Source organism: Peribacillus sp. FSL E2-0159, assembly GCF_038643155.1.
Classification (GTDB): Bacteria; Bacillota; Bacilli; order Bacillales; family DSM-1321; genus Peribacillus; species Peribacillus simplex.
Genome location: NZ_CP152053.1, coordinates 5,160,296 through 5,185,467 on the forward strand (window position 1 = coordinate 5,160,296; position 25,172 = coordinate 5,185,467).

21 protein-coding genes are annotated in these 25,172 nt (G+C 42.3%); 13 read left to right on the top strand and 8 right to left on the bottom strand.

The window, feature by feature from the left end; all coding sequences use genetic code 11:
• Positions 1–166: 166 nt before the first annotated feature.
• From NYE63_RS25195 to brnQ, 3 genes are all read right to left on the bottom strand, one after another.
• The gene (locus NYE63_RS25195; RefSeq protein WP_342603234.1) at positions 167–2,083 is read right to left on the bottom strand and encodes a VWA domain-containing protein; all 1,917 of its coding nucleotides are present in this window, start codon (positions 2,081–2,083) and stop codon (positions 167–169) included.
• A gap of 15 nt (positions 2,084–2,098) precedes the next feature.
• Positions 2,099–2,965 carry a MoxR family ATPase gene (locus NYE63_RS25200; RefSeq protein WP_305160816.1) on the bottom strand — a complete coding sequence of 289 codons (867 nt, stop codon included), beginning with the start codon at positions 2,963–2,965 and terminating at the stop codon, positions 2,099–2,101.
• Between the two features lie 481 nt (positions 2,966–3,446).
• The gene (gene brnQ / locus NYE63_RS25205) at positions 3,447–4,781 is read right to left on the bottom strand and encodes a branched-chain amino acid transport system II carrier protein (protein WP_342603235.1); all 1,335 of its coding nucleotides are present in this window, start codon (positions 4,779–4,781) and stop codon (positions 3,447–3,449) included.
• Between the two features lie 353 nt (positions 4,782–5,134).
• Here brnQ and NYE63_RS25210 point away from each other — a divergent pair, with 353 nt between their 5' ends.
• A complete protein-coding gene (locus tag NYE63_RS25210; RefSeq protein WP_342603236.1) occupies positions 5,135–5,701 on the top strand; it encodes a sugar O-acetyltransferase in 567 nt (188 codons plus the stop codon).
• A gap of 44 nt (positions 5,702–5,745) precedes the next feature.
• On the opposite strand, the gene NYE63_RS25215 is transcribed toward NYE63_RS25210, so the two are convergent.
• Positions 5,746–6,390 (bottom strand): SDR family oxidoreductase, encoded by a 645-nt coding sequence (locus tag NYE63_RS25215; RefSeq protein WP_342603237.1) that lies wholly within the window; start codon positions 6,388–6,390, stop codon positions 5,746–5,748.
• A 358-nt stretch (positions 6,391–6,748) separates the two neighbouring features.
• On the opposite strand from NYE63_RS25215, the gene NYE63_RS25220 reads away from it, so the two are divergent.
• From NYE63_RS25220 to NYE63_RS25230, 3 genes are all read left to right on the top strand, one after another.
• The gene (locus NYE63_RS25220) at positions 6,749–7,012 is read left to right on the top strand and encodes a CD3324 family protein (RefSeq protein ID WP_342603238.1); all 264 of its coding nucleotides are present in this window, start codon (positions 6,749–6,751) and stop codon (positions 7,010–7,012) included.
• A 158-nt stretch (positions 7,013–7,170) separates the two neighbouring features.
• Complete coding sequence (locus NYE63_RS25225) at positions 7,171–7,806, top strand: FusB/FusC family EF-G-binding protein (RefSeq protein ID WP_144479234.1); 636 nt, start codon at positions 7,171–7,173, stop codon at positions 7,804–7,806.
• 279 nt (positions 7,807–8,085) lie between these two features.
• The gene (locus NYE63_RS25230; RefSeq protein ID WP_342603239.1) at positions 8,086–8,655 is read left to right on the top strand and encodes an MEDS domain-containing protein; all 570 of its coding nucleotides are present in this window, start codon (positions 8,086–8,088) and stop codon (positions 8,653–8,655) included.
• Positions 8,656–8,717: 62 nt separating this feature from the next.
• Here the strand turns inward: NYE63_RS25230 and NYE63_RS25235 are convergent, their stop codons facing one another.
• Both NYE63_RS25235 and NYE63_RS25240 read right to left on the bottom strand, forming a co-directional pair.
• Entirely contained in the window at positions 8,718–9,113 is a 396-nt protein-coding gene (locus tag NYE63_RS25235; protein WP_342603240.1) for a cytidine deaminase, read from the bottom strand.
• A gap of 56 nt (positions 9,114–9,169) precedes the next feature.
• Positions 9,170–10,318: an amidohydrolase gene (locus tag NYE63_RS25240; protein WP_342603241.1), complete on the bottom strand. Its 1,149-nt coding sequence runs from the start codon at positions 10,316–10,318 to the stop codon at positions 9,170–9,172.
• 443 nt (positions 10,319–10,761) lie between these two features.
• On the opposite strand from NYE63_RS25240, the gene NYE63_RS25245 reads away from it, so the two are divergent.
• The 6 genes from NYE63_RS25245 (at position 10,762) to NYE63_RS25270 (ending at position 16,335) form a co-directional block, all read left to right on the top strand.
• Positions 10,762–12,090 (top strand): LLM class flavin-dependent oxidoreductase, encoded by a 1,329-nt coding sequence (locus tag NYE63_RS25245; protein WP_342603242.1) that lies wholly within the window; start codon positions 10,762–10,764, stop codon positions 12,088–12,090.
• Positions 12,091–12,167: 77 nt separating this feature from the next.
• Positions 12,168–12,701 (top strand): GNAT family N-acetyltransferase, encoded by a 534-nt coding sequence (locus NYE63_RS25250; protein ID WP_342603243.1) that lies wholly within the window; start codon positions 12,168–12,170, stop codon positions 12,699–12,701.
• Between the two features lie 19 nt (positions 12,702–12,720).
• Positions 12,721–13,521, top strand: a complete 801-nt coding sequence (locus NYE63_RS25255; RefSeq protein ID WP_342603244.1) for an amino acid ABC transporter substrate-binding protein — start codon at positions 12,721–12,723, stop codon at positions 13,519–13,521.
• A 24-nt stretch (positions 13,522–13,545) separates the two neighbouring features.
• Entirely contained in the window at positions 13,546–14,217 is a 672-nt protein-coding gene (locus NYE63_RS25260) for an amino acid ABC transporter permease (RefSeq protein ID WP_063234905.1), read from the top strand.
• Between the two features lie 4 nt (positions 14,218–14,221).
• Positions 14,222–14,989, top strand: coding sequence for an amino acid ABC transporter ATP-binding protein (locus tag NYE63_RS25265; protein WP_342603245.1), 768 nt, complete (start codon positions 14,222–14,224; stop codon positions 14,987–14,989).
• A gap of 5 nt (positions 14,990–14,994) precedes the next feature.
• The gene (locus tag NYE63_RS25270) at positions 14,995–16,335 is read left to right on the top strand and encodes an MmgE/PrpD family protein (RefSeq protein WP_342603246.1); all 1,341 of its coding nucleotides are present in this window, start codon (positions 14,995–14,997) and stop codon (positions 16,333–16,335) included.
• A gap of 203 nt (positions 16,336–16,538) precedes the next feature.
• Here NYE63_RS25270 and gltD read toward each other — a convergent pair whose 3' ends face one another.
• Positions 16,539–18,020, bottom strand: coding sequence for a glutamate synthase small subunit (gltD, locus tag NYE63_RS25275; protein WP_342603247.1), 1,482 nt, complete (start codon positions 18,018–18,020; stop codon positions 16,539–16,541).
• Between the two features lie 16 nt (positions 18,021–18,036).
• Positions 18,037–22,587 (bottom strand): glutamate synthase large subunit, encoded by a 4,551-nt coding sequence (gene gltB / locus NYE63_RS25280; protein ID WP_342603248.1) that lies wholly within the window; start codon positions 22,585–22,587, stop codon positions 18,037–18,039.
• 133 nt (positions 22,588–22,720) lie between these two features.
• Here gltB and NYE63_RS25285 point away from each other — a divergent pair, with 133 nt between their 5' ends.
• From NYE63_RS25285 to NYE63_RS25295, 3 genes are all read left to right on the top strand, one after another.
• On the top strand, positions 22,721–23,623 hold the full coding sequence (locus NYE63_RS25285) for a LysR family transcriptional regulator (protein ID WP_342603249.1): 903 nt from the start codon (positions 22,721–22,723) through the stop codon (positions 23,621–23,623).
• A 137-nt stretch (positions 23,624–23,760) separates the two neighbouring features.
• Positions 23,761–24,255 (top strand): spore coat protein, encoded by a 495-nt coding sequence (locus NYE63_RS25290; RefSeq protein ID WP_342603250.1) that lies wholly within the window; start codon positions 23,761–23,763, stop codon positions 24,253–24,255.
• Positions 24,256–24,384: 129 nt separating this feature from the next.
• The gene (locus NYE63_RS25295) at positions 24,385–24,984 is read left to right on the top strand and encodes a hypothetical protein (protein ID WP_342603251.1); all 600 of its coding nucleotides are present in this window, start codon (positions 24,385–24,387) and stop codon (positions 24,982–24,984) included.
• Positions 24,985–25,172: the final 188 nt, after the last annotated feature.

A 25,172-nucleotide genomic window follows, 5' to 3' on the forward strand; every position in this document is an offset into this window, starting at 1 on the left:
TCTTTTCAAGCTCCCATCAATATATTTCCTTACTGCGAATAACTGACATTATATAAAAAAACACAGTAAGATCGATTGAATCCTACTGCGTTTTTTTACCTATATACAAATCAGGATGCATTTTTTCCCGTTCTAATCTTATGCTTTCCTTCGGAAACTTGATTTCTCAAATGGTCTTCAACAGCAGTTTTTTTAACAGCGGTGTAAATTGCTCTGGCAATTCAGCTACACTCGGAATCATTAGTCGTTCTTTGCCATAGATGTTTTTCATCGTCATTTCTTCACTTTCATCGATGCCTCCATCCGCTAAAAACAGGCCGATGACTTCTATGCCTTTTTTCCTGGCTTCCGATACAGCAAGATGTGTATCGACAATGCCATTTTGATCATAATCACTTGCTGCCGGCTCACCATCGGAAAATACGAGCAAGAATCGGTTCTTTTCCCGTCTTTTTTCCAATTCCATTGTGGCAACCCTGATACTGTATCCATCCCGGTTGTCTTCCTCTGGTTCAAGCTGCATGATTTTAGCCCCTGAGTTTAGATAAAGAGAATCGGAATGGGACTGGATCACATGGAAGTAGTTCGGCTGATATCCTTCTCTCACTTCATTTGCATCTTCCCAAAATCCCACGATCGAGTGGGGGATCCTTAATTTTTTCAGTACTTCATGAAACAGGACGACCCCTCGTTTCGTTTCATCCATTTTGTTATGCATGGAAGCCGAGCAATCAATAAGCAATGTGAATACCGCATCCATTTCATTTGAATCCTGGTTCTTTTTATAAAAGACCCTTGGATTTTCTTCAAATACAAGCGGCAGTAATTTCTTCGATAAACGGCCAAAAGCCAAATCTTTTCTTGGTGCGTTCTTTTTATTTTCCAGCGTCTTTTCAATTGTACTAGAGAGTTTTCTCTTGAACGGTTCGATATCCGCAACAAACTCACGGTAGCGTTTCTCTTCGGTAAGTGTTGGTATTTTTGCTTCTTTGATTACCTGAACGACGTCTTTATTTTCTTCACCAAATGGATGTTCACCACTTTTGCCCATATTAGTTTGTTTCTTCTCCAGCGTTTCTTGCTGATTGTATTCCTTTTGTTGACTCTCCCCTGATGAACCCTGGATTGAAGCCAGTGCTTGGTCGGCATCTTCCGCTTCCCGCGCACCTCCGCCCATCATACTTGTTTTCGTTCCCTGCTCCAATTCAAATTGAAGAAATGTCGAATTACTCTCGCCGTTCTTATTCTCCCGGTGCCAAGTCGAAAATTTTTCATCAATGAATTCACTTTTCTCTTCATCAACATCTTCTGTATCATCGTTCAACAGTTCATCATTTCTAGTCAGTTCATCAAATAAGGTATTTGCCTTATACTTCTCCACATTTGCAATGGGGAAGATGAAATATTCATTCATCGTATCCTCGTATCGATCGTTTATTCGGAAAACGATTTGCTCGCAAATCCTCGTGATATCACTGGTTTTAGTGGCTTCAAAGACAGAATGGATGAACGGTTTGAGTTTCTCCAGTTCTTCCAGCTGCCTCACATTGGCTCTTGGAAAAATCGGATCCGGCCTGTCAGATTGAAGCAGTAAATATATGAGGCAGTATAATTCATCCAGTGCAAAACTTCTTGTGACATTCGTCGCCAATTGGCTTTCGAAATATTGTTTAAGGTAAGCACCCCTTACCGAAAACCATTTTTTCGTGCCTGGCCTTTCTTTCTTCACCAATTCTTCCAATCGCAAATCTTCCAGTAAAGCGAATAATTGGGCTGCAAACTTCGGAAGCGAACTTTCCCCGATGATGTCCTGGTACTCCTTCATGCTCTGGATTGTTGTATGATGAAGCGTACCTATCGTCCTAAGGAGCACGTCCGTTTTCAGCCCCGCTTCCTTCACTTCCTTATTCCCATTTTCCCAAAAATGGCTGGCTGTGACCTTATCCTCGATCAGATCTATGAAGGATCCATAATTGTATTCAAATTCCAGCTCAGAAATGCCGGATAAAACAGTCGAGAGATCCTGAAGCTGTAAAAAAAGAGCCGTATCTATTATTGAATCATTGAACCGGATATACTTCATGAGGCATTCTCCTAGTTAGAATAATGTGTCAGCCAAGTTCTTCACAAACTCACGCTCCCGTTCCTCGTCCAATTTATCCACAATGGAACGAAGAATCGCCCGTTTCGGCGGGATCAACACACTTAGATCGCAAGCATCAAGCAAAGCCCTGATAGATGCCGCATCTTCGGCTACCTTCCCTTGATTCACGGCATTTATCAAATCACTCGACAGTTTAACGAACAATTCGATACTTCTTGGGTCCTTCAACTTTGTATTGGTTTCTATCAATTGCTTTAACTGTTCCCCTTCGATATAAGGAACTTCAATTACGACAAACCTATTTTTTAGCGCTTCATTCAGCGGCACTGTACCTACATACCCTTCGTTGATTGCAGCAATCACATTAAAGCCTTCTTTTGCCGTTATGACTTCATTCGTGAACGGATTCGTTATCGTCCTTCTGTAATCAAGCACACCATTGATAAGCGGCAGAGTTTCCGGTTTTGCCATGTTGATTTCATCTATATATAGGAAGTGACCGTGATTCATCGAATTGGTCACTGGTCCAGGTACGAATTCTATCACCTGTTTTTCTTCTTTGTAAGCCAACGTCTTGAAGCCCAATAAACTTTCGGCATCCAAGTCGACTGAGCAGTTGACACTGAACATCGGCTGATTGAATAAATTTGATAATGTCTCGGCAAACTTTGTCTTTCCTGCCCCTGTCGGACCCTTCAAAAGGATATTCTTCCCCATGCTTAAGGCCGTGATGGCATCTACCATCAGCTCCATCTCGGGAGGCAGATATCCGCCGCTCCTGATCAATTCCTCAAATTGAGCAGGATTCTTTTTGCTTGCTTGTAATATATTTGCGATTTCTATTGGTAATCGATTGATCATTGTGTTCCTACACCCCTTTCTGAACATTTTAAGGCTCTTTCCCATTAAAAACAAACACTAAGAAAAGGAGCTGTCATCAAGACAGCTCCCAGACTGTAACAAACTCAAAGAAAAGCGTGTTTGCCTGTTTTATTTAAAAGACATTCAAGTTGATTTCAGAAATCCGCTCCCTTTCCGCCGACTGTCTGCCAAGCCACATCAAAGCAAGCGCCTGTGGGGTCTTGACTAGCCAGTTATTCGGCAGGAGTGTCGCAAATTTCTTCAATCCATAAGGGTTATAAAATAATAAAAAACCAAAGTGTAACCTTGTCTTAATCAAGGTTACAGATGAAACCAGACTACAGTTTTTTCTTTAAAAAACAATCCAGTTGATTGGAACGGAAGGTGCGAGACTCCTGCGGGAAAAGAGCGCCGAGGGCGGACCTCCCGCGGAAAGCGAGTGCCTGGAGGCAACGTTATTCGAAGTTCATCCTGATGACCCTTAATAGGCTTCCTTAGGGTCGCCTTTCATTAGGTATATCATATAGCCCAATACACCGCCGATGATGGCAGGAATCACCCATCCTACCCCTACACTATATAGTGGAAGGTATTGAGTGAAAAGGTCCGAAACAGCTTCCATTTTAATGCCTGATGCCACTATTCCATCCATAACGCTGATGATGGCCGTTAATAATAGGCTTCCTAAATATACCTCCGATTTCCCTTTGAAAAAGGAATGGAAGAACGTAAGAACAATCAAAACGATCGCCACGGGGTAAAGCGCCGTTAACACAGGCACTGTAATGGAAATGAGCTTGGATAAGCCTACATTGGCAACAGCCGCACTAAAAACAGAGAAGATGACGACATATGATTTATACGATACAGCAGGCAATATTTTATTGAAATACGTAGAACAAGCCGTTATCAAACCGATGCTTGTCGTTAGGCATGCAGCGATCACAATCAACCCTAACAGCACGGCACCAGCCGGTCCGAAAAAATGATTCGAGGCTTGAGCCAAAACGTCTCCGCCATTACCCAGTTGACCCAGTTTCTCCACACTTGTTGCCCCGACATAAGTTATGGATGTATAAACGATCACCAACAAAGTGGCAGCTATTAAGCCGGCTTTCATACAGAATCCTAACACTTCTTTTCTTGAAGTTATCCCTTTATCTTTGATCGCGTTGATGACAATGATCCCGAATGCAAATCCAGCAAGCGTGTCCATAGTCAAATATCCTTCTTTAAATCCCTTGAAGAAAGAATTATCTGAATATTTTGCCGCTGGTGACTGAATTTCACCCATTGGGTTAATAATTGCAACCACAATCAGAATGCCGATGAAAATCAATAATAACGGAGTTAATATTTTTCCGACGATATCCAGCATCTTTGATGGGTTAATTGATAGTAAACAGGCAATTCCAAAGTATATGATCGTGAATATCAGCAATGGTAAAAAACCTACATCATTAGATAGGAAAGGTTTAATTCCTATTTCGTAAGATACACTTCCTGTTCTAGGAAGCGCGAAAAGCGGTCCCAAAGATAAATAAAGAACGACCGTGAAAATGATGCCGAATAGCGGGTGTGCCCTGCTTGCAAGCGATTGAACATCATTTTTTCCTGAAAAACCAAATGCCAATATTGTAATGAATGGCAATCCAACACCAGTAATGATGAATCCTAAACTGGCCAACCATAAATTGGTCCCGGCGGATTGACCGAGCATGGCAGGGAAAATTAAGTTTCCTGCACCAAAAAATAAAGCAAAAAGCATTAATCCTGTTACAATGACAAAAGAAAGTGGCACTTTCTGTGATGACATATAGAGCCCTCCATAGTTTTGATTCTCTTAACGAAGAAAAGAGTTGTCCATCAATTTCCAGAAAAAAAAGTGACATGAACTACGAACTATTCTGCTTATCTGTTAAAATGTACCTTTAAGAAACTATGAATCATACATAACACTCCCTACTATAAATTTCCATGTTACGTTTGTCAAAGTTATTTCATTCATTATTCGGAAAAATCTTTCTTTTCTTACTTCTTCTTGAGTAAATGAGAGAGGCATTTAGATACCACAGAAAAGTTGAGTAAAAAGTACTGCAATTTATTTTGCGGGAAAAATATTTTAGTATTTATCCCAACTATATAAAAACAAGAAAATAGGAGGTAAACATGAATACTGAAAAAGAAAAGATGGTGAGCGGGGAACCTTACATCGCCGCTGATCCGGAATTAATAAAAGATAGGGAAAATGCCAGAAAGTTGACCCGGTTATACAATCAGACAACGGAAAGTGAGGGGGACGAACGAACTGCACTGCTGAAACAGCTTTTAGGTTCCACTGGGCTAAATGTATATATAGAACCCACTTTCCGTTGTGACTATGGATACAACATTTCTGTCGGGGAAAACTTTTATGCTAATTTCGATTGTGTCATTTTAGATGTATGTGAAGTAAAAATTGGCAGGGACTGCATGTTGGCTCCCGGAGTGCATATCTATACAGCCACACATCCACTGGATCCCTTTGAACGCAGTTCTGGAGTGGAATACGGAAAAGCGGTAACGATAGGGGATTATGTATGGATTGGCGGAGGGGCCATCATCAATCCTGGCGTAACAATTGGGAATCATTCCGTCGTCGCTTCAGGGGCCGTCGTAACAAAGGATGTACCTGAAGGCGTTGTTGTCGGCGGAAACCCAGCGAAGGTCATCAAGCATATTGAAGGAATTAAATAAGGCAAAGCTCACTCCCCCTGAGTGGCTCTGCCTCCTTTTTTTCGTTATATTTCCCTTAATGCTTCCGCGATTGCAGTATCACCAGAGATTAAATCAAATGAACACTTATAGGTGTTTTCTTCAGTTAAAGAAGCAAGAATAGTTCGAGCCACATCTTCACGGGCAATCGAACCTCTTTCCAATTCTTCGGCAGCGGTCACTTTGCCAATTCCCGGTTCATTCACCAGACCCCCTGGCCGAATGATGGTATAATTTAAATCGCTTTGTAACAATGCCCTATCCGCATAGTGCTTGGCCACATAATACGGTTTGATGGCTTCATTCCAGTTTTCACGATTATTGGCCTGAAATGCACTCACCATGATGAATCGGCTGATTCCCAAGTTTTCTGCCGCTTCAATCGTTTTAACAGCACCATCCAGATCAATCAACAGCGTTTGATCAGCACCGGTGCTTCCTCCGGACCCTGCTGTAAACACGATGGCATCACAGCCTTTTGCCGCATTCGCAATCTCATCCACTGATCCAGTTAAACTGACCACCGCAGATTCAATTCCATTTTTCTCTAAATGCTTACTTTGTTCTTCTTTACGAACCATTGCCCGTACACTATGTTCCGGGCTATCATTTAATAAATCCACAAGATGTTTACCGATCTGCCCATTTGCCCCAACTACGAATACTTTCATAAAGGTCAGCTCCCATAATGGTTAGTTTGGTTTCCAATCAAATTATTTCATGGAGTCAGAACATTATCAAACAATCAGCCCGCCGATAAAGCTTTAACATTGGAAAAAGTTTGGCAACCACCCTTATATATTTTATAATAAGATCAATACGTGTTCTTCAGAAACACAAAGGGGAGGTGTAAAGATGGCAATAAGAATGTTAATGCCACCTTCTGCAGCGTCTCATGCAAAGCCTAGTATTGGAGGCGATACTTTGCATGGGGTTGAATTAAGCTAAACTTAATCGCCCGCCTTATCATTTCTAATATTCGGCTTTGCACCTTATTTCATTCTTAATAAGAATAAGGGGCTGGCAGAAATGAAATATGTAAAAGCGACGGCCGTTTTGCCTGAAAAGCTGCTCGTTGAAATTCAAAAGTATGTGCAAGGTGAAACCATATATATCCCTAAACCTGAAAAGGCCCATCACAAATGGGGAACCCGTTCGGGATCAAGGGAATTGATTGATGACCGGAATGCCTCTATAAAATACGCATTCAAAGACGGGCATACCATCCATCAATTAGCCGAGGAACATTTTCTCTCCGTGGAAACCATCAAGAAAATCGTTTATTCTAAATAGATTTGCATGGGTAGCACTGATAATGATATCAGTGCTATTCGTATGCCGAATATGTTTCTTAGTCGTTTTCCCCCTTTTAAAGCAGATGCGATTTCTGTAAAGTAAATAGAAACGGTATCATGTGACAAGATCGAGCAACAGAAACAGGAGTGAAGAAAATGGAACCTTTTATCAGGAGCGAGCAGTATAACTTCATAAAATCCCAAACACAGATTCTCATAAATGGACACGCGACTGCCAACGATAAGGATGTGATCAACACCCTGAAAACGGTCGCCAAAGAAAGAGTACTAAGCTTATTCAGTGACTTGAGCGAAGAGCAAAAACAATTGCTGGATCCAGTAGATACTATAAAAGATCCAGCACAAGCCGAAGCCTTTCTCTTACAGGTAAAGCCATTTGTGATCCCATTTAAAGAAGTAACCGAAAAAACGATAAAAAAATTGTTTCCTAAAGCAAAGAAATTAAAAACCCCTTTGTTGGAGAACATCGATTTGAGAGAGATTTCATACTTGGGATGGGATGATGTCGGATCCGGAAAGAAATTCATCATTGCACCCCATCATAATAAACTCACCGGATTGCATGGAACCATTAAACCTTCAAATAAAAAAGGGATCTGTGCCATATGCAGCCGATTTGAAGAAACAGGGATGTTCATGTCTGAAACAAAAGGAACCGTCCAAGGGACGTTCATAAAAAAAGGGAACTATATTTGTCTGGACAGTATGAAATGCAATCAGAACATAACCACTTTGGATAAAATGACCGATCTAATCGAGCGGCTGAAATAATACGGAAAAGCAATCCTTCAATGGCGAAGGATTGCTTTTTTTGCGTGTTCATACATCTCCTGAGCATGTAATTGATCTGTTGTGAATGACGTCAAATATTAAGAAACCTTAGTTGTAGAACATTCAAGAAATTACGCAAAGCTGTAGACTTTTAATTACTAACCAGCTTAAGATCCCTGCAGTTGAGAATCCCTTCTCCCGCTAAAAAAAATTATCATTTTGTCCTGCTTATAGAATTCAAGTATAATTGAAGAGATACATGAAAGAAGGAATGATAGATTGAAAAGCAAAATGAATCAGTTGTTCAAAGACCAAAAGAGCGCTCATGTGCTGTATTCCTATAATGAAATGGAAAATTACATTAAACAAGTTTTGAATTTTATCCAAGACGGCATCACGGCAGGAGATTATATCATTCTTATTGAAAATGACCGTATTTACCCCATTATTCATAAAGAACTGAGCACTCGGTTAACAAAAGATCAAATGGAGTTCATACACTTTGTGAACAACTTCGATTTCTATTGCTCAAGCGGCAGTTATCATCCTCCTGCAATCGAAGAATACTTTAATAAAACGGTACAATCCTATGTGGATAATAAAATCTCTTTCCGATCATGGGCACATGTGGAATGGGCAACCCTGGAAGAGCCGCTGCATATCATAGAGGATTTTGAGAGAACAGTAGATGAAGCTGTAAATCTGCTGTCGTTTCCATTAATTTGCGCTTACAAAGGTGAGAGGATGCCAGACTACCTCAAAACCATATTGTTGGAAACACATCCTTATGTTCTAAAAGACGATGATATCATCATCTCGGAACAATACTTGCCATCTAGTTTGAAATAATAAAGAACACGCTTAGTAATTCTCCTAAGCGTGTTCTTTTCCGTTGCATTATTGAGTTATCATCATGAATCCCTCGTGTATTTATACCGCAGTAATTCACCGATTTTCACCTTGACCGTTTCCCCATTAACAGTCAGTAAGACAAATTGGTCCTTTGCATAATCCGAGATTAATTCACGACACATCCCACACGGGCTAACCACTTTTAAAGCTCTGTCTTCATCATCGGAATAGGGATGCTTAACCGCCACGATTGTATCAAATCCCTTTTCGCCGTCCGATATCGCCTTCCCGATCGCAATGGCTTCTGCACATACGGTCACCCGGCCAATATATGCTTTAATATGTATGGCAGCAACGATTTTTCCTGACTTCGTTTTTAATGCAGCGCCAACATGATGCCTATTTCCCTCGTAAAGATCCCTGATTTTTGCACTTGCAGCTTCTATTAAAATCACGATCCGACTCATTCAATGGATAAGTTTTATGATTGGCCCCCTTCTCTTCTAATATCTCATTTAGGGATTTTTTTTAACGCTTCTAAAGCCAATAAGCGGAAATAAGAAGCAGCTGGAAAAAGTGCCGTTTCATCTACTATAAACTTAGGGTGATGCAGGTCATACGGCCCGCCTGAACCTATCATTACGAAAGCTCCTGGTATTTTTTCTTGGTAAAAGGCGAAGTCTTCCCCTATAGAGCTAGCTTCTAACGTTTTTGTCGTGTAACCTGCTGTGTCTCCAACCTGAAGCGCCAAATCTGCCCATTCGGGAGTATTATCAACTGATGGAGGACCTGGATGCCATGATAATTCCACATTTGCATTGAATGTTTCGCTTATACCGTGCAGGACTTGTTTCATACGTTTCTGAATGAACTCTCGTTGAGTTTTACTGAAAGTGCGGACGGTTCCTTCCAAATATGCACTATCTGGGATAACATTCCACGTTGAGCCACTATGAATTTGAGTGATGCTCAAAACCGCGGACTCTTTTGGCGCCACATTTCGGCTGATGATGGTTTGCAACGTTGAGATAATATGTCCTGTTATGATAATCGGATCATTTCCCTCTTCCGGTTTGGCCGCATGTGAGCCAGTTGCTTTCACATGCACTTCAAAGCGATCGACTCCCGCTGTCAGTGCGCCATGTTTTGTCCCTAACTCCCCAACTTGCAATGTCGGATCATTATGAAGACCAAAAATCACATCCACATCATCCAACACACCGGTTTCCATTAAAGCACTTGCTCCATGTCCCGTTTCCTCAGCAGGCTGAAATATCAAACGAATCGTTCCGGACAGATCTCTTTCTTCCTTTTTTAATAAAAAAGCAGTCCCCAAAATGACAGTAGTGTGAAAATCATGACCACATGCATGCATCACGCCGATGTGCCTTGAAGGAAAGTCCACCTCAGATTGCTCCAAAATTGGTAAAGCATCAATATCGGAGCGAAGTGCTATCGTAGGTCCCGGCTTGCTGCCTTTTATCTCTGCTACGACACCAGTTTTTAATGGAAAATTAAGTATCTTAATATCTTGAGATTGAAGCGCTTCTTTAATTTTTTTAGTCGTTTCAAATTCTTGGTTTGATAATTCAGGTGTCATATGAAGATCTCGTCTGAATGCCAATAGATAATTTTCCAATTCTACATTGCTTATAGTCAACGGTTGTCCATCTCCTTAAAAAAATCCGAATGTTAAAGAACGAAAGCTAATATCCAAGCAATACCAAATGAAACAGCTATCAAATAAACTATTTGATAAACGTGTAAAGCATGAGTTCTAATTTAATTCGCATCGCAAGCATCATAACAATGAATCCCCCGAAACGAAAGTATTTATTTCGAATATTCAGCATTGACAATTTATTATACAAGATGCTACTATGTGAAGTAATTTACTATATTATAGTAACGTATCAATACTAAAAAGGATTAAATTCTCTAGTAGAAAATAAGTAAAGACATATATACACATTGGTAGGAAGGAACCCTCTTCTAAACTGGAAGCGGGTTTTATTTTAACATTAATTCATAGTAAACCAGTAAGGATATACTATTATACATCCTCTGCGTTTAAAAGTGAAGACACAAAGGAGCATTTGACATATGAAAAAGAAAACAGTAAAACTTGGTGTATTTTTGGCCGGAACAGGACATCACGTTGCTTCTTGGAGACATCCTAACGCCAACCCGAAAGCAAATATGAACATCGATTATTTTAAGGGGTTGGCGCAGACTGCCGAAAAAGGTTTATTTGATTTATTATTCTTGGCAGATAGTTTGTCAGTTGCAAAGGACTCGCATCCTAATATTCTGACTCGATTCGAGCCATTGACCTTGTTATCTTATCTAGCCTCGGCGACTTCCAATATTGGTTTGGTTTCAACGGCCTCTACCACCTACGAAGAACCCTTTAATGTTGCTAGAAAATTTGCTTCTTTAGACCATATTACCTCCGGCCGTGCTGGATGGAACGTAGTCACAACGTCCCTTGCCTCCACTGCAGTAAACTTCAATAAATCTGAACATTTAGAACATGGTCTCCGTTATAAAAGGGCTACTGAATTTGTTGAAGTTACCAAGAAATTGTGGGACTCATGGGAAGACGATACGTTGGTTATCGATAAAGAAACAGGCCAATTCATTGATGAAAGCAAGTTTCATGAAATCAACCATCAAGGTGAGTTTTTCTCAGTAAAAGGACCATTAAATATTTCTCGCTCACCTCAGGGGCATCCGGTCATCGTACAAGCAGGTTCTTCTGGCGATGGGCAATTGCTTGCAGCAAAGCACGCAGAGATTGTCTTTACCGCTCAGGAGAACAAGGAGGATGCGGTTTCATTTTATCATGAGTTAAAAGGTCATTTGGCCGCTTTTAATCGGGAGAAAAGCAGCTTGAGTATTATGCCAGGTTTGTTCCCGATTGTGGGACAGACTGAGAAGGAAGCCCAAGAAAAGTACGAGGCATTGCAGGAGCTGATCATTCCCGAAATAGGATTAGCTGTTATGGGAAGGTATTTTGGAAATGTTGATTTTTCGAATATCCCATTGGATACACCGTTTGCTGATATTTCGTTACCAGATAATGTAGATAGCATCCAAAGTAAATATGATTTGATCGTTAAACGGGCGACCAATGAAAATTTGACGTTACGTCAGACATATCAGTGGGTTGCTGGATCACGTGGACATCATATCGCAATTGGAACACCAACTCAGATTGCGGATAAGATTGAGGATTGGGTGAATGGAAATGCAGCTGACGGCTTTAATATTATGCCAGCCCTCTTGCCTGATTCTTTAAAGGATTTTGTTGAACTTGTTGTCCCTGAACTGCAATCAAAAGGAATTTTCCGTACGAAATATGAAAGTAACACATTACGAGGGAATCTTGGGCTGGATAAACCGGTCAACCAATATTCTCATAAGCTTTAACACCCGGCGGATAGTTCTCAAGGACAGAATCACCGAACCGAAGAAGAATTAACTAGATAGAGTATAGGAGGCGCAAGATGAGTCAAATATTTCGTGAAGTACTTGTAGAAGATGTGGATAAATTCCTTCATTTAACATTGGATGCTTATGCGAGTATAAGAGAGTTGGATATTCACTTCTCTGCGGCAACGGCCACGAGAGAGGAAGCAATTAAGCACATATCCGAAAATAAGGTATATGTTCTGGAGGAAAATGGAACATTTATTTCCACCGTATCGATTCGGTTACCGTGGGGCCCCAATCCTGGCCCGCTCGTATTGCCGCACATAGGCTGGTTCGCTACAAACCCTGCATATAAGCGTCAAGGCATCGGGAAAAAAGTTCTGTCATGGCTCGAAGAAGAAATTTTGAAGAAGCAACTGAGAGCTCCCGCGGTTACGCTCGGAACCGCGGATAATCATCCATGGCTAAAGGAAATGTACGAAAAAAGTGGATTTGAAGAAATAGGTCAAAAAGATTTAGGCAAAGGTCATCTCACAATATATTTGAGGAAAATCTTGTTACCGGGACAATATCAAGCTTGGACTGAAAAACATAATCAAACCATTTAAAAATAGGAGGAAAATAACGATGAAAAAAATACTTTCCCTTGGACTCTCTTTACTTTTCATATTAGTACTTGCAGCATGTGGCAATTCAAAACAAGAGGATACGGCCAAAGATTCCGAACAAAAAACAATCAAAGTGGGATCAACTGGCCAAAGCTATCCAAATGGTTATCAAGAGGATGGTAAATTAACAGGTTTTGACGTAGAACTTACAGAACGCATCGCTAAGGATTTAGGATACAAGGTAGAGTGGGTCACTTCTGATTTCAGTGGGATAATGGGGCAATTGGGATCAGGTAAATTGGACACCGTTGCGAATGCCGTTGCTATTACAACAGAACGACAAGAGCAATTTAATTTTACAGAGCCATATAGTTATTATGGTGCACAAATTGTATCAAGCACAAAAAACAATGATATTAAAAGCTTGGATGATCTTAAAGGCAAAACCGTTTCCGGTGTGTTGGGGTCTAATAACGTCGCAAACCTAGAAAAATATGATAAAAACGGCGATATCAAAATACGAACCTATGAAACTCGGGATGGCGCAATGCAAGATGCCATTAACAACCGTGTAGATGGATATATCAATTCCCGCCCAATCCTAGTTGCAGAAATAAAGAAAAATGATCTTCCGTTAAAACTAGTCGGTGAGCCAGTTGCCTATGAAAATGTTGGATATCCATTTCCCAAGACAGAAAAGGGCAAAAAATTAAATGAAGAATTCACGACAGAAATAAAAAAACTTAAAGAAGATGGTACGTTAGCGAAGCTATCCAATAAATATTTTGGTGAAGATATCACCACGAATTCCGGCGAATAAGCATAGCGGAGGTTTTAAAGCATTATGAATTTTGATTTACAATATATGTTGGAAATTTCCCTACAAATCGCAAAATTTATTCCGATCACTCTGGTTTTAGCCATCATATCGATGGTTTTAGCCATTATTATCGGACTTGTAGTAGCCTTAATAAGAAATAGTAATATTTTTGGAATCACCCATTTGGCAGGCTTATATATCTCTTTATTTCGAGGAATGCCAACATTGGTACAATTATTCATCATTTACTACGGTTTACCACAGTTATTCCCGTCGTTGTCAACGATGGAAGCAATCACGGCGGCGATCATTGGATTTAGTTTGAAAGAATCCTCTTATTTAGCAGAAATTTTCCGAGCTGGATTGAATTCCGTGGACAAAGGGCAGATGGAAGCTGGCCTTGCAACTGGCATGAAAAGAGTGCAGATTTACTCGCGAATCATTTTACCACAGGCTGCTTTAAATGCATTGCCAGCAACAGGGAATACATTTATATCTTTGATTAAAGAAACGTCCCTTGCCTTTACATTAGGAATTACGGAACTATTTGCAGAGGGAAAAATGATTGCATCCGCTAACATGCGCTTTTTCGAGACGTATTTGGTGGTTGGCTTGATTTACTGGCTATTGGTTATTCTTTATTCTTGGATACAAAAATATCTGGAGATTTGGCTCAGCAAACCACTTAGAAGGTGATCATATGATAAAAGTAAGAAACTTAACCAAATATTTTGATGATAAGCAAGTATTGAACGATATTAACTTAGATATTAGAACCGGGGAAGTTGTCGCCATTATTGGGCCATCCGGTTCTGGAAAATCAACGCTATTACGCTGTCTGAACTTGTTGGAAAAGCCCAACAGCGGCACCATCGAAATCAAGGATGTAAAATTGGATACCCAAAAATATAAAGAGAGAGACGCGTACCAATTAAGACAGCAAACAGCGATGGTATTCCAACACTATAACCTTTTTAAAAATAAAACAGCTTTAAAGAACGTGATTGAAGCTTTGCTTGTCAGCAAAAAGATGAAAAAAGAGGAAGCTATTCAACTCGGCGTGGATTTATTGAAACGGGTTGGATTAGAAAAACAAGCCAAACAATACCCCGCTACCTTATCTGGTGGACAACAGCAGCGTGTTAGCATCGCTAGAGCATTAGCTGTAAAACCACATGCCATTCTATTTGATGAACCTACCTCCGCTCTAGATCCCGAATTGGTTAATGAGGTTTTACAAGTAATACGGGAGTTAGCGAAAGAGGATACAACAATGGTTATCGTGACGCACGAAATGCAATTTGCGAAGGAAGTTGCTGACCATGTCATTTTCATGGCAGATGGACATATTATCGAACAAGGCACCCCAGAACAAGTAATTGAGCATTCTCTTAATCCGCGAACCCAGCGTTTTTTACGGCAAATGGGAGATGAAACGGACGGATCCGCCAGGGAAAAAAGGAAGTGAAGTGCATGAACACGGAAAGGTTATCTGAAATGATTTATCATTCCAATCCGTTGGTAAATGAAGTAGTATTACAGGCTGCAATCGAAGGACTTCTTGATTATCTTGCTGTTTCCTATCAAACAAAATCCGAAAAGGAAATTACGATTTTAAAGCAAATCATTTTGGAAGAAGGCGGAAACGGGACGAGTTACTTGATTGGAAGTCACATACATGCAACAAGATCCCAAGCAGCACTCTTCAATGGTTTTCAAGCTCATTTACTAGATTACGATGATGTACATTCAGATGTACGGGGTCATCCAAGCGCAGTCATTTTGTCTGCTATGTTAGCAGTTGGAGAACCTGTAATGTCCGGGAAACGCTTTTTAGCTGCCTATGTGGTTGGTGTGGAGATCATGGCTCGATTTGGAGAAGCTATGAACCCCTATCATTATACAAAAGGTTGGCATAATACAGCCACACTTGGCGTAATAGCTGCAGCTGGTGCGGTTGCGTATTTACGGGAATACTCACCACGCTTAATAGCTGAAACCATGAGTCTTGCCGCTACCCAATCGGCGGGTTTACGACTCCAATTTGGTACTGTGGTAAAGCCGCTCCATGTAGGGATTGCTGCTAAAAACGCTGTGGATTCCGCCGATTGGATTCGGATGGGATTACATAGCAACCCCGACTTTTTGAACGAAAAGAATGGTTTCTTTGAGGTATATGGTGAAAATGGAGTTCCAGATTTGACGGTGAACTGGGGAAAGACATGGCGGATCGTAACACCAGGATTATGGTTTAAACAGAACCCTTTTTGTTCTGCTGCGGCACATGGCGCTGATGCAGCTGTCTTTTTACAAAAGACGTATGATTTGTCGGAAGATGATATTGAGTCGGTGAGTGTTTGCTTTCCTCCAAATGGTGATTCCGCTTTGATACACCATAACCCATCGACTGGTGAAGAAGGAAGATTTTCGATTGAGTATATTGTATGGCTCGCGCTAACAGGCAAACCCCTGACCCTTGCTTCTTTTGAATCGAAACCTATTCCCCATTCATGGAGAGAATCCTTTCAAAAAGTAAATAGAGAGACGGATGCAACGATCAAGCCTTCCAAAGCAGCACTCCCAGTGGGACGATTTACAATTGTGACCGTGACCACAACGAGTGGGGATGTACTATCGAAACGAATCGATACACCTAAAGGAAGTCCTGGGAATCCATTAACAAAACCCCAGCTAAAAGAAAAATTGCATAAAGCCATAGGAGATGAAGTAGAGACAGAGAAAATAATAGCAGCTGTCCATGCACTGAATCACACATCACTTGGCGTTCTTCAAGAAGCTGATTATAGAAGCTGACTGAAAGTAAATTAGGCGAACAGTATTTATATACTGCTCGCCTAATTTGTATATCATCAATCCTTGACGTCCCTCATCTTTAACACGGTATCTTTACTCGTGAGTTTCTACGTTTACTCGTGAATTTCGGGCATTTACTCGTAAGCCCCACATTTTCCTACAAAAAAAGAAGCACCATTATGGCACTTCTTTTTTTAATATAATTAAGGCAATACCGTCGCGCCCATCAAATAGCGGTCCACTTCCCGCGCTACTTCACGGCCTTCATTGATTGCCCAAACGATGAGGCTTTGCCCTCTCCTTGCATCTCCGGCAGCGAAAACTCCTTCGACATTCGTTCTGTATTCGCCATATACAGCATCAATTTTTTGATTGACTGTTTCTACGCCAAATTGAGTTAATAGCGGAATTTCCGTTCCTTCAAATCCGATTGCGATGAAAACGAATTGTGCCGGCCATACTTTTTCAGTTCCTGGAACTTCCCTGAAAATGTACATTCCGTCATCGCCTTTGATTTTTTCCATTGAGATTGTGTGCAGTTCTTTAACGTTTCCATTTTCATCGGCTACGATTTTTTTTGTTTGGATTGAATATTGACGCGGATCTGCACCGAATTTCGCTTCCGCTTCTTCATACGCATAATCAAGGGAAAAAACATTCGGGTAGGCTGGCCACATATTATCAGATGTACGGGCCGTCGGAAGGATTGGATGCTTCCCGAATTGTACGACGCTCTTACATTCCTGGCGAAGGGCAGTTGCAACACAGTCAGCTCCTGTATCCCCGCCGCCGATGACGATGACGTCCTTCCCCTTAGTGTCTAAAAACTTGCCGTCTTCAAAATTGGAGTCCAACAGGCTTTTAGTCGAAGTCGTCAAGTAATCCATTGCAAGGTGTATGCCTGTTGCTTCACGTCCTTCAATTTTCAGGTCACGCTGCTTTTGGGCACCTGTGCAAAGGATGACTGCATCATATTGATCTTGCAGTTCTTCGGCTGAAATATCTTTGCCTACTTCTGTATTGGTAATGAAGTCGATGCCTTCCTGCGTCAATAATTTGATTCTGCGTGCAACGACATCTTTTTCAAGTTTCATGTTAGGGATGCCGTATGTCAACAGCCCGCCTGCACGGTCTGAACGCTCATAAACCGTGACCGAATGACCTGCTTGATTCAACTGGTCGGCACTCGCCAATCCTGCCGGGCCTGAACCGATGATGGCAATTTTCTTGCCGGTCCTGCTTTCAGGGATGCGAGGCGTGATCCAGCCATTTTCAAAGCCTTTATCGATGATAGTCCGTTCAATGTTCTTGATGGTAACCGCAGGATCGCTTATCGCCACCGTACAAGACCCTTCACAAGGGGCCGGGCAGACGCGCCCGGTGAATTCAGGGAAATTATTCGTTTTCGATAAACGGTCCAATGCTTCTTTCCATCTGCCGCGGTACACCAAATCATTCCACTCCGGAATCAGATTATGAATCGGACAGCCTGTTGTGACCCGGTTCAATTCCATGCCCATATGACAGAAAGGGGTGGCGCAGTCCATACACCGCGCTCCCTGTGTACTTAACTTTTCATCAGAGAAAGGAGCTGTATATTCTCTCCAGTCGCTTAAACGAGTGAGAGGATTCCGGTCTTTTGGTTTTTCTCGCGGATAATCCATAAATCCTGTTGCTTTTCCCATCTTTCTCTCCCCTTCCTTACTGCATCACAGCTTGTTTAGTGATTTTTTTATCTTGTACGGCATTTGCTTGAAATGCACTCATGATCGCTTCTTCATCCGTTAGCCCTGCACGCTTCTGCTCATTGATGCTTTTCATCATCCGTTTGTAATCTTTTGGAATAACTTTTACGAATTTCTTAGCGAAATCCTCCCAGTTCTCCAGTACATACGATGCTTTGGCACTCTCTGTATAATGAAGGTGGCTGTAAAGCATTTCTTTTACCTCGTTTGCATCATCCATATTCTTAAGCGTCTCGAATTCTATCATTTCACCATTGCATAATGCCTTGAATTCTTCTGCATCATCAGCAAGTACATAAGCGATGCCGCCTGACATGCCTGCAGCAAAGTTTTTGCCGACGTCGCCCAGGATGACCACGCGTCCGCCTGTCATATACTCACAGCCATGATCTCCAATTCCTTCAACGACGACATTGACTCCACTGTTCCGTACTGCGAATCGTTCTCCCGCACGGCCATTAATGTAGGCCTCGCCGCTTGTTGCACCGTATAAGGCGATATTTCCGGCAATTACATTGTCCCCAGCCTCAATCTGATTGCCAGCAGGTGCCGTGACAATGATCTTTCCGCCAGATAAGCCTTTCCCAACATAGTCATTGACATCACCTGTCAAATACATCGACATCCCTTTTGGAATGAACGCACCGAAGCTCTGGCCCGCCGATCCCGTAAAACGAAGTGTGATCGTATCTTCAGGCAACCCCTCTTCCCCATAGCGTTTGGATACTTCACTGCCGACAATAGTTCCGACCACACGGTTCACGTTTGTAATCGGGAAGCTGACATCCACCTGGGTTTGATCATTTAATGCAGGCTCCACAACTGGTAAAATCTCACGGATATCCAATGATTCTTCAATTTTATGGTTTTGAGGAAGTTGATACGTACGTATCCCCTCCGGTTGGAAAAGAAGTGTCGTCAAGTCCAGATGCTTCGCTTTCCAATGGTTTTGTGCCCTCTCGCTCACTTGTAAAACATCAGTGCGGCCGACCATTTCTTCCAGTGTTCTAAAACCAAGCTCAGCCATCGTTTCCCGCACTTCCTCAGCGATGAAGCGCATGAAATTCACGACATGATCAGGGTCTCCAGTGAATTTGCTGCGAAGCTCAGGGTTTTGAGTAGCTACCCCGACTGGACATGTATCCAAATGGCAAGCACGCATCATGACACAGCCAAGGACCACAAGCGGTGCTGTAGCAAAGCCGAATTCTTCCGCTCCAAGGATAGCTGCCATGACCACATCGCGTCCAGTCATTAACTTTCCATCCGTTTCAAGGACTACACGGCTGCGCAGGCCATTCAGCATCAATGTTTGGTGTGCTTCGGCAAGACCCAGCTCCCAAGGAAGACCTGTATGTTTGATACTCGTTTTTGGTGATGCACCCGTACCGCCATCATACCCGCTGATAACGATGACATCTGCGGCTCCTTTGGCCACACCGGCTGCAATCGTGCCTACGCCTGCTTTTGACACAAGCTTGACGCTGATCCTGGCATCGCGGTTCGCATTTTTCAAATCATGGATCAGCTGTGCCAGATCTTCAATCGAATAGATATCATGATGCGGAGGCGGTGAAATCAGGCCGACACCCGGTGTGGAACCACGGACCTCTGCTACCCAAGGATATACTTTGTTTCCAGGCAACTGGCCGCCTTCACCCGGCTTTGCACCTTGCGCCATTTTGATTTGAAGTTCATCGGCATTAACAAGGTAATGGCTTTTCACTCCAAAACGACCGGACGCAATTTGTTTAATTCCGCTGCGGCGGTTATCGCCGTTTTCATCCAGTTGGTAACGGCTAGGATGCTCCCCGCCTTCACCGCTATTGCTTTTTCCGCCTAAACGGTTCATCGCAATCGCTAATGTTTCATGTGCTTCCTGACTCAATGAACCGAATGACATCGCACCCGTTTTGAATCGGCTGACGATGGATTCCACGGATTCCACTTCATCTATGGAAATGCTTTGGCGTTTTTGATCGAACGAGAATAAATTCCGTAAAAACCCGAGTCTCTCTTCATTCGCCAAGTTTGAATATTGCTTAAATAAATTATAATCGCCTTTCCGGCAAGCCCATTGCAGTGTATGGATCGTTTTAGGATTGAAAGCATGATGTTCCCCTGTTTTTCTCCATTGAAAATCACTTCCGCTTTCAAGAGTTTGGTCAAGGGAATCAGCCGCAGCCTTCCTATGGCGAATCAACGCTTCATCTGCGATCGTTACCAAATCGATCCCACTAAGCTGCGATGCCGTACCGCTGAAATAGCGCTCGATCACTTCAGCACCGATTCCGACCGCTTCGAAAATTTGTGCGCCGCGATAACTTTGAATCGTTGAAATCCCCATTTTTGACATCACTTTTACGATGCCTTCTGTCAACGAGCGTACATATTTCCTTACCGTTTCTTCGTAGCTGATGGCCAAACTGCCTTCCAATACCGCCTGCTTATATGTTTCATAAGCAAGGTACGGGTAAATCGCATCCACTCCATACCCGATTAGGGACGCATAATGATGGACTTCCCTAGCTTCCCCCGATTCAACGATAATGCTCACTTTCGTACGGTTCCCATGACGGATCAGCTCTTGATGAAGGGCACTCGCAGCCAGCAGGGAAGGAATCGCAGCTTTTTCTTTGCTCATATCCTTGTCAGATAAAATCAAAAGGCTGACACCATCAGCGATCGCTTGTTCCGCTTCACGGCAGATGCGGTCGAGTCCGCTCTCTAAATCTTCTGAAAATAAAGTGTGAATGACTTTGCTCCTGAATTCAGGATAGGCATTTTCTTTCAACTGCTGCATTTGACCTGGCGTCAATACAGGTGAATCCAATTGAATGCGGCGGCTGTTCGTTTCATCCGGTTTCAGCAAATCTCCTTCCGCACCCAGAAATGTCATCGTTGACGTGACGATCTGTTCACGAAGCGAATCGATTGGCGGATTGGTTACCTGTGCAAAGGATTGCTTGAAATAATTGAAAAGCGATTGCGGGCGATCTGATAAGACCGCTAACGGAATGTCATTCCCCATGCTTCCCAGCGGATCCTTGCCTTCGTTAATGACCGGCAGTAAATATTTTTGGACATCTTCATACGTGTATCCGAACGCTTTTTGCCTGAATAACAAATCACTCAATGGCTCCCCTTCGAGCACAGGTTCTTCGTCACTTAATTGAACAAGCTGTTCGTCCAGCCATTGCTGGTAAGGATTTTCCTGAGCCATTTCCGACTTGATCTCTTCATCGGAAACAATACGGCCTTCCTCTAAATCTATTAAAAGCATTCTGCCTGGGCTTAAACGATCTTTATATAATACATTCTCCGGCTCCACATCGATCACGCCGACTTCAGAGGAGAAAATGATGTAATCATCTTTTGTCACATAATACCTTGCCGGCCTCAAACCATTTCGATCCAGGATGGCACCGATTTGCTTGCCATTCGTAAAGGATATGGCCGTCGGACCATCCCATGGCTCCATGAGCATGCTATGATATTCGTAAAATGCCTTCTTTTCCTTCGTCATATGCGGATTTTCCGTCCATGGTTCAGGGATGAGCATCATCGCCGCATGTGCCGGTTTACGCCCTGCAAGCACGAAGAATTCAAGTGCATTATCAAGAATCGAGGAATCACTGCCGTCTATATCCAGAATAGGCAGGACCTTTTGCAGATCATCCCCGAATGCTTCAGAAACAAACTGCTGCTCACGAGCTTTCATCCAATTCACATTACCTCTAAGCGTATTGATTTCGCCATTATGGATCAGGTAACGGTTTGGATGTGCCCGTTCCCAACTTGGAAATGTATTCGTGCTGAAGCGGGAATGCACTAAAGCGAAAGCCGAAACGAAAGACTCCTGTTGAAGGTCAAGATAAAAAGCATCCACCTGCTCTGGCGTCAACAATCCTTTGTATACGATCGTAGCACTTGAAAGGCTGGCAAAATAAAAACGATTGCCGCGTTCACGAGCCCAGTTTTCAGCTTGTTTTCTGATAATGAACAATTTACGCTCAAAAGCTAAATCATCGGTCATCTCATCGCTGGCACCGATGAATACTTGGCGGATCGTCGGACATGTCTCCTTGCCGACCTCCCCGATTTTCGTTGCATCAACAGGAACCGTTCTCCAGCCTAATAGTGTTTGGCCCTCTTGTTCGATAAATGCATTCAAACGAGCTTCGATTTCATTCCGTTCATCATCATTGTTAGAGAAAAAGAGCATGCCTACACCATAGCGTCCTTTTGCCGGCAAATTCATTTCCGGGCATGCCAGCCTGAAATATTCATCAGGAATCTGCACCATTAATCCTGCGCCATCTCCTGTAAGGGGATCGCTGCCCTGTCCGCCGCGATGATCTAATTGGCACAGCATATTCAGTCCTTGTTTGACGATGTCATGTGTAGCAAGCCCTTTTAAATGAGCGTATAAACCGATCCCACATGCATCATGTTCAAATTCAGGATGGTAGAGCCCTTGTGCTTTTGGTATTTGATTGTATGTCATATTAATCGCCCCCATCGTATTCTTACACCGTTATGTCACTTACATTTATTCTAGGTTTTCAAATCGATATAAACAATATATAATTCTAATAGAATCTATCTCAATTTGAGATGAATGGCAGGAGGATGAATAAATGGAACTACGACAATTACGTTATTTTGTTGAGGTCGCCGAGAGAGAACACGTCTCTGAAGCCGCAGAACACCTGCATATCGCACAATCAGCAATCAGCCGGCAAATCTCCAGACTGGAAGATGAGCTTGGCGTACTTTTATTCGAAAAAATCGGCCGGAATATCCAGTTAACTCCAATTGGTAAAATTTTCTTGATCCATGCCAAAACGGCGATACAGGCGATAGAATATGCCAAATATCAAATTGAGGAGTTTTTGGACCCTGAACACGGAAGCATTAAAATCGGGTTCCCGACCAGTCTTTCCACCCATTTACTTCCTACCGTCATTTCCGCTTTTAAAGATGAGCAGCCGAATATCGGCTTCCACTTAAGACAGGGATCTTATTCCTCTTTAAAGGAAGCTGTCAAAAATCGCGAAATCGGATTAGCCTTCCTTGGACCGATTCCGACAAACGATCCAGATATCGAAGGTCATATCCTGTTCACGGAAAACATTTCCGCTTTACTGCCCATAACTCACCCATTAGCTGAAAGGCAGAGTCTGCGCCTAAATGACTTACGAAATGATCCCTTCGTCTTGTTTCCAAAAGGATACATCTTTCACACTATCGCTCTCGAAGCATGCAAAGCAGCCGGTTTCGCACCGAACATCGCCTCGGAAGGTGAAGACATGGATTCCATAAAAGGGCTCGTATCTGCCGGAATCGGAGTCAGTCTGCTCCCTGACAGTACCTTTTATGAAGTCATTCCAAGACTGACTGTCAAAATTCCGATCGATACCCCCGAAGTCAAGCGGACTGTCGGCATCATCACTCCCAAAAATAGGGACTTGGCTCCATCAGAAAAACTTTTTTACCAATTTGCCAAAAAGTTCTTCTCTGTTCTCGAGCAATATCAATAAAACATGGCGTCCCTTCTAAACTGTGAATGTGAATCGAAGATGGGACAGCTCTTCCCATAAAGATTTTCACTAGACAACTTACAAATAGCCCACTGTTCGAATAACCTATCAAGATTATTCGTTCAGGAGGATTTTTAATGAAACCCACCCATTCACATCTTGCTTGGCATGAAACACTCGAGCTTCATGAATTGGTCGCCGCCCAGTCCAATGCACTTATGAAATTTAAAAAAGCTTATCCAAAAGTAAAAGATCCTATTTTAAAAACGATATATAAGCAAACGATCGATACCCTTACCCAAAACATCATGGAGCTGCTGCAATTTTACCCATTGGCGCCTAAGACCGGCCGGGATGACGATGTATTAAGGGATGACGCATCCGCCGCTGCTGCAGGGGAGTTGCTCGGCTTTGCCAAATCATCCATCAAAAATTATGCAGGTGCCATTACTGAAACAGCCACCCCTTCTCTTCGAAAAGTATTTAAGAAACATTTAAATGGAGCCATCGATACCCATGCCAAGATTTTCAACTACCTTTATGAAAGAAACCTCTATCCTGCTTACGACTTGAACCAATTGCTTCAAAGTGACGTCGATGTTGCCAATAAGGCTCTTTCCCAACCGTTCTAAATGCAAAAAAAAAGGCAAGCATACGATTGCTTGCCTTTTTGCCGTGTTTCGATTCCAGTTTTCATTATAATGTTATAATATATAAGAATTGGTTTTAATTAGGTTGAAATTATTCAAGAGGTGAAAATCATGAAAAAGATCATTTTATCCATCATCATATCCCTGCTCTCACTTTCTTTAGTCGCCTGTAAGGATAATGATCCAAAATCCGAGAATAACCTTTCAGTTCCTGAGCTGACAGCAAGGGAAAAAGCCATTCTGGAGAATACAGCTGAACATTCCTTTCTTATCGATTTCAACGTTGACGATACATACAAGGAGATGTCCGTCTGGGTCGAAAAATATGAATTTGGTAAACTTGTTGAAGATGAAAAAGGCCGCATGACAACTGGGGTTGAAAAGAATGGGACAATCCTCTTCACCACCTCCAAAACGGATGAGGAACAAGATCAATCGATGTTCAATATCAGCATTCAAAACGATGGTGGAATGACTACAGCTACTTATCCTGAAACCATTGATGAAAAGGATTCGATGGTTTCGGGCAGTGCTGGCCAACTCAATATAAACAGTACAAAGAAGCTTGCATTGGCAAGTATATGCTACTCAAGCGGAAATGAAGGCATACGTTCACTTTCCACTGATTTTTATAGTGATATGGATGGCCATATGGAAGAGTTGAAGGAATACGATGTTGTCTACCTCCTGAGAAGTGAATTCACTAAATGAACTGACAAATGCAGGTGCAAGTTGAATCGAACTTGCACCTGCATTGTTATTTCAATCCGCCCTATTTACCGCATCAAGACCTCCCCTTTCAGTCATCTCCCTAGCCTTACAGTAATCCCAATTAGCCGCCCGACGAATTACATGTATCCTGTATCAAGCTAGAGAAAAACTCATGCTTTAAGAGCAAT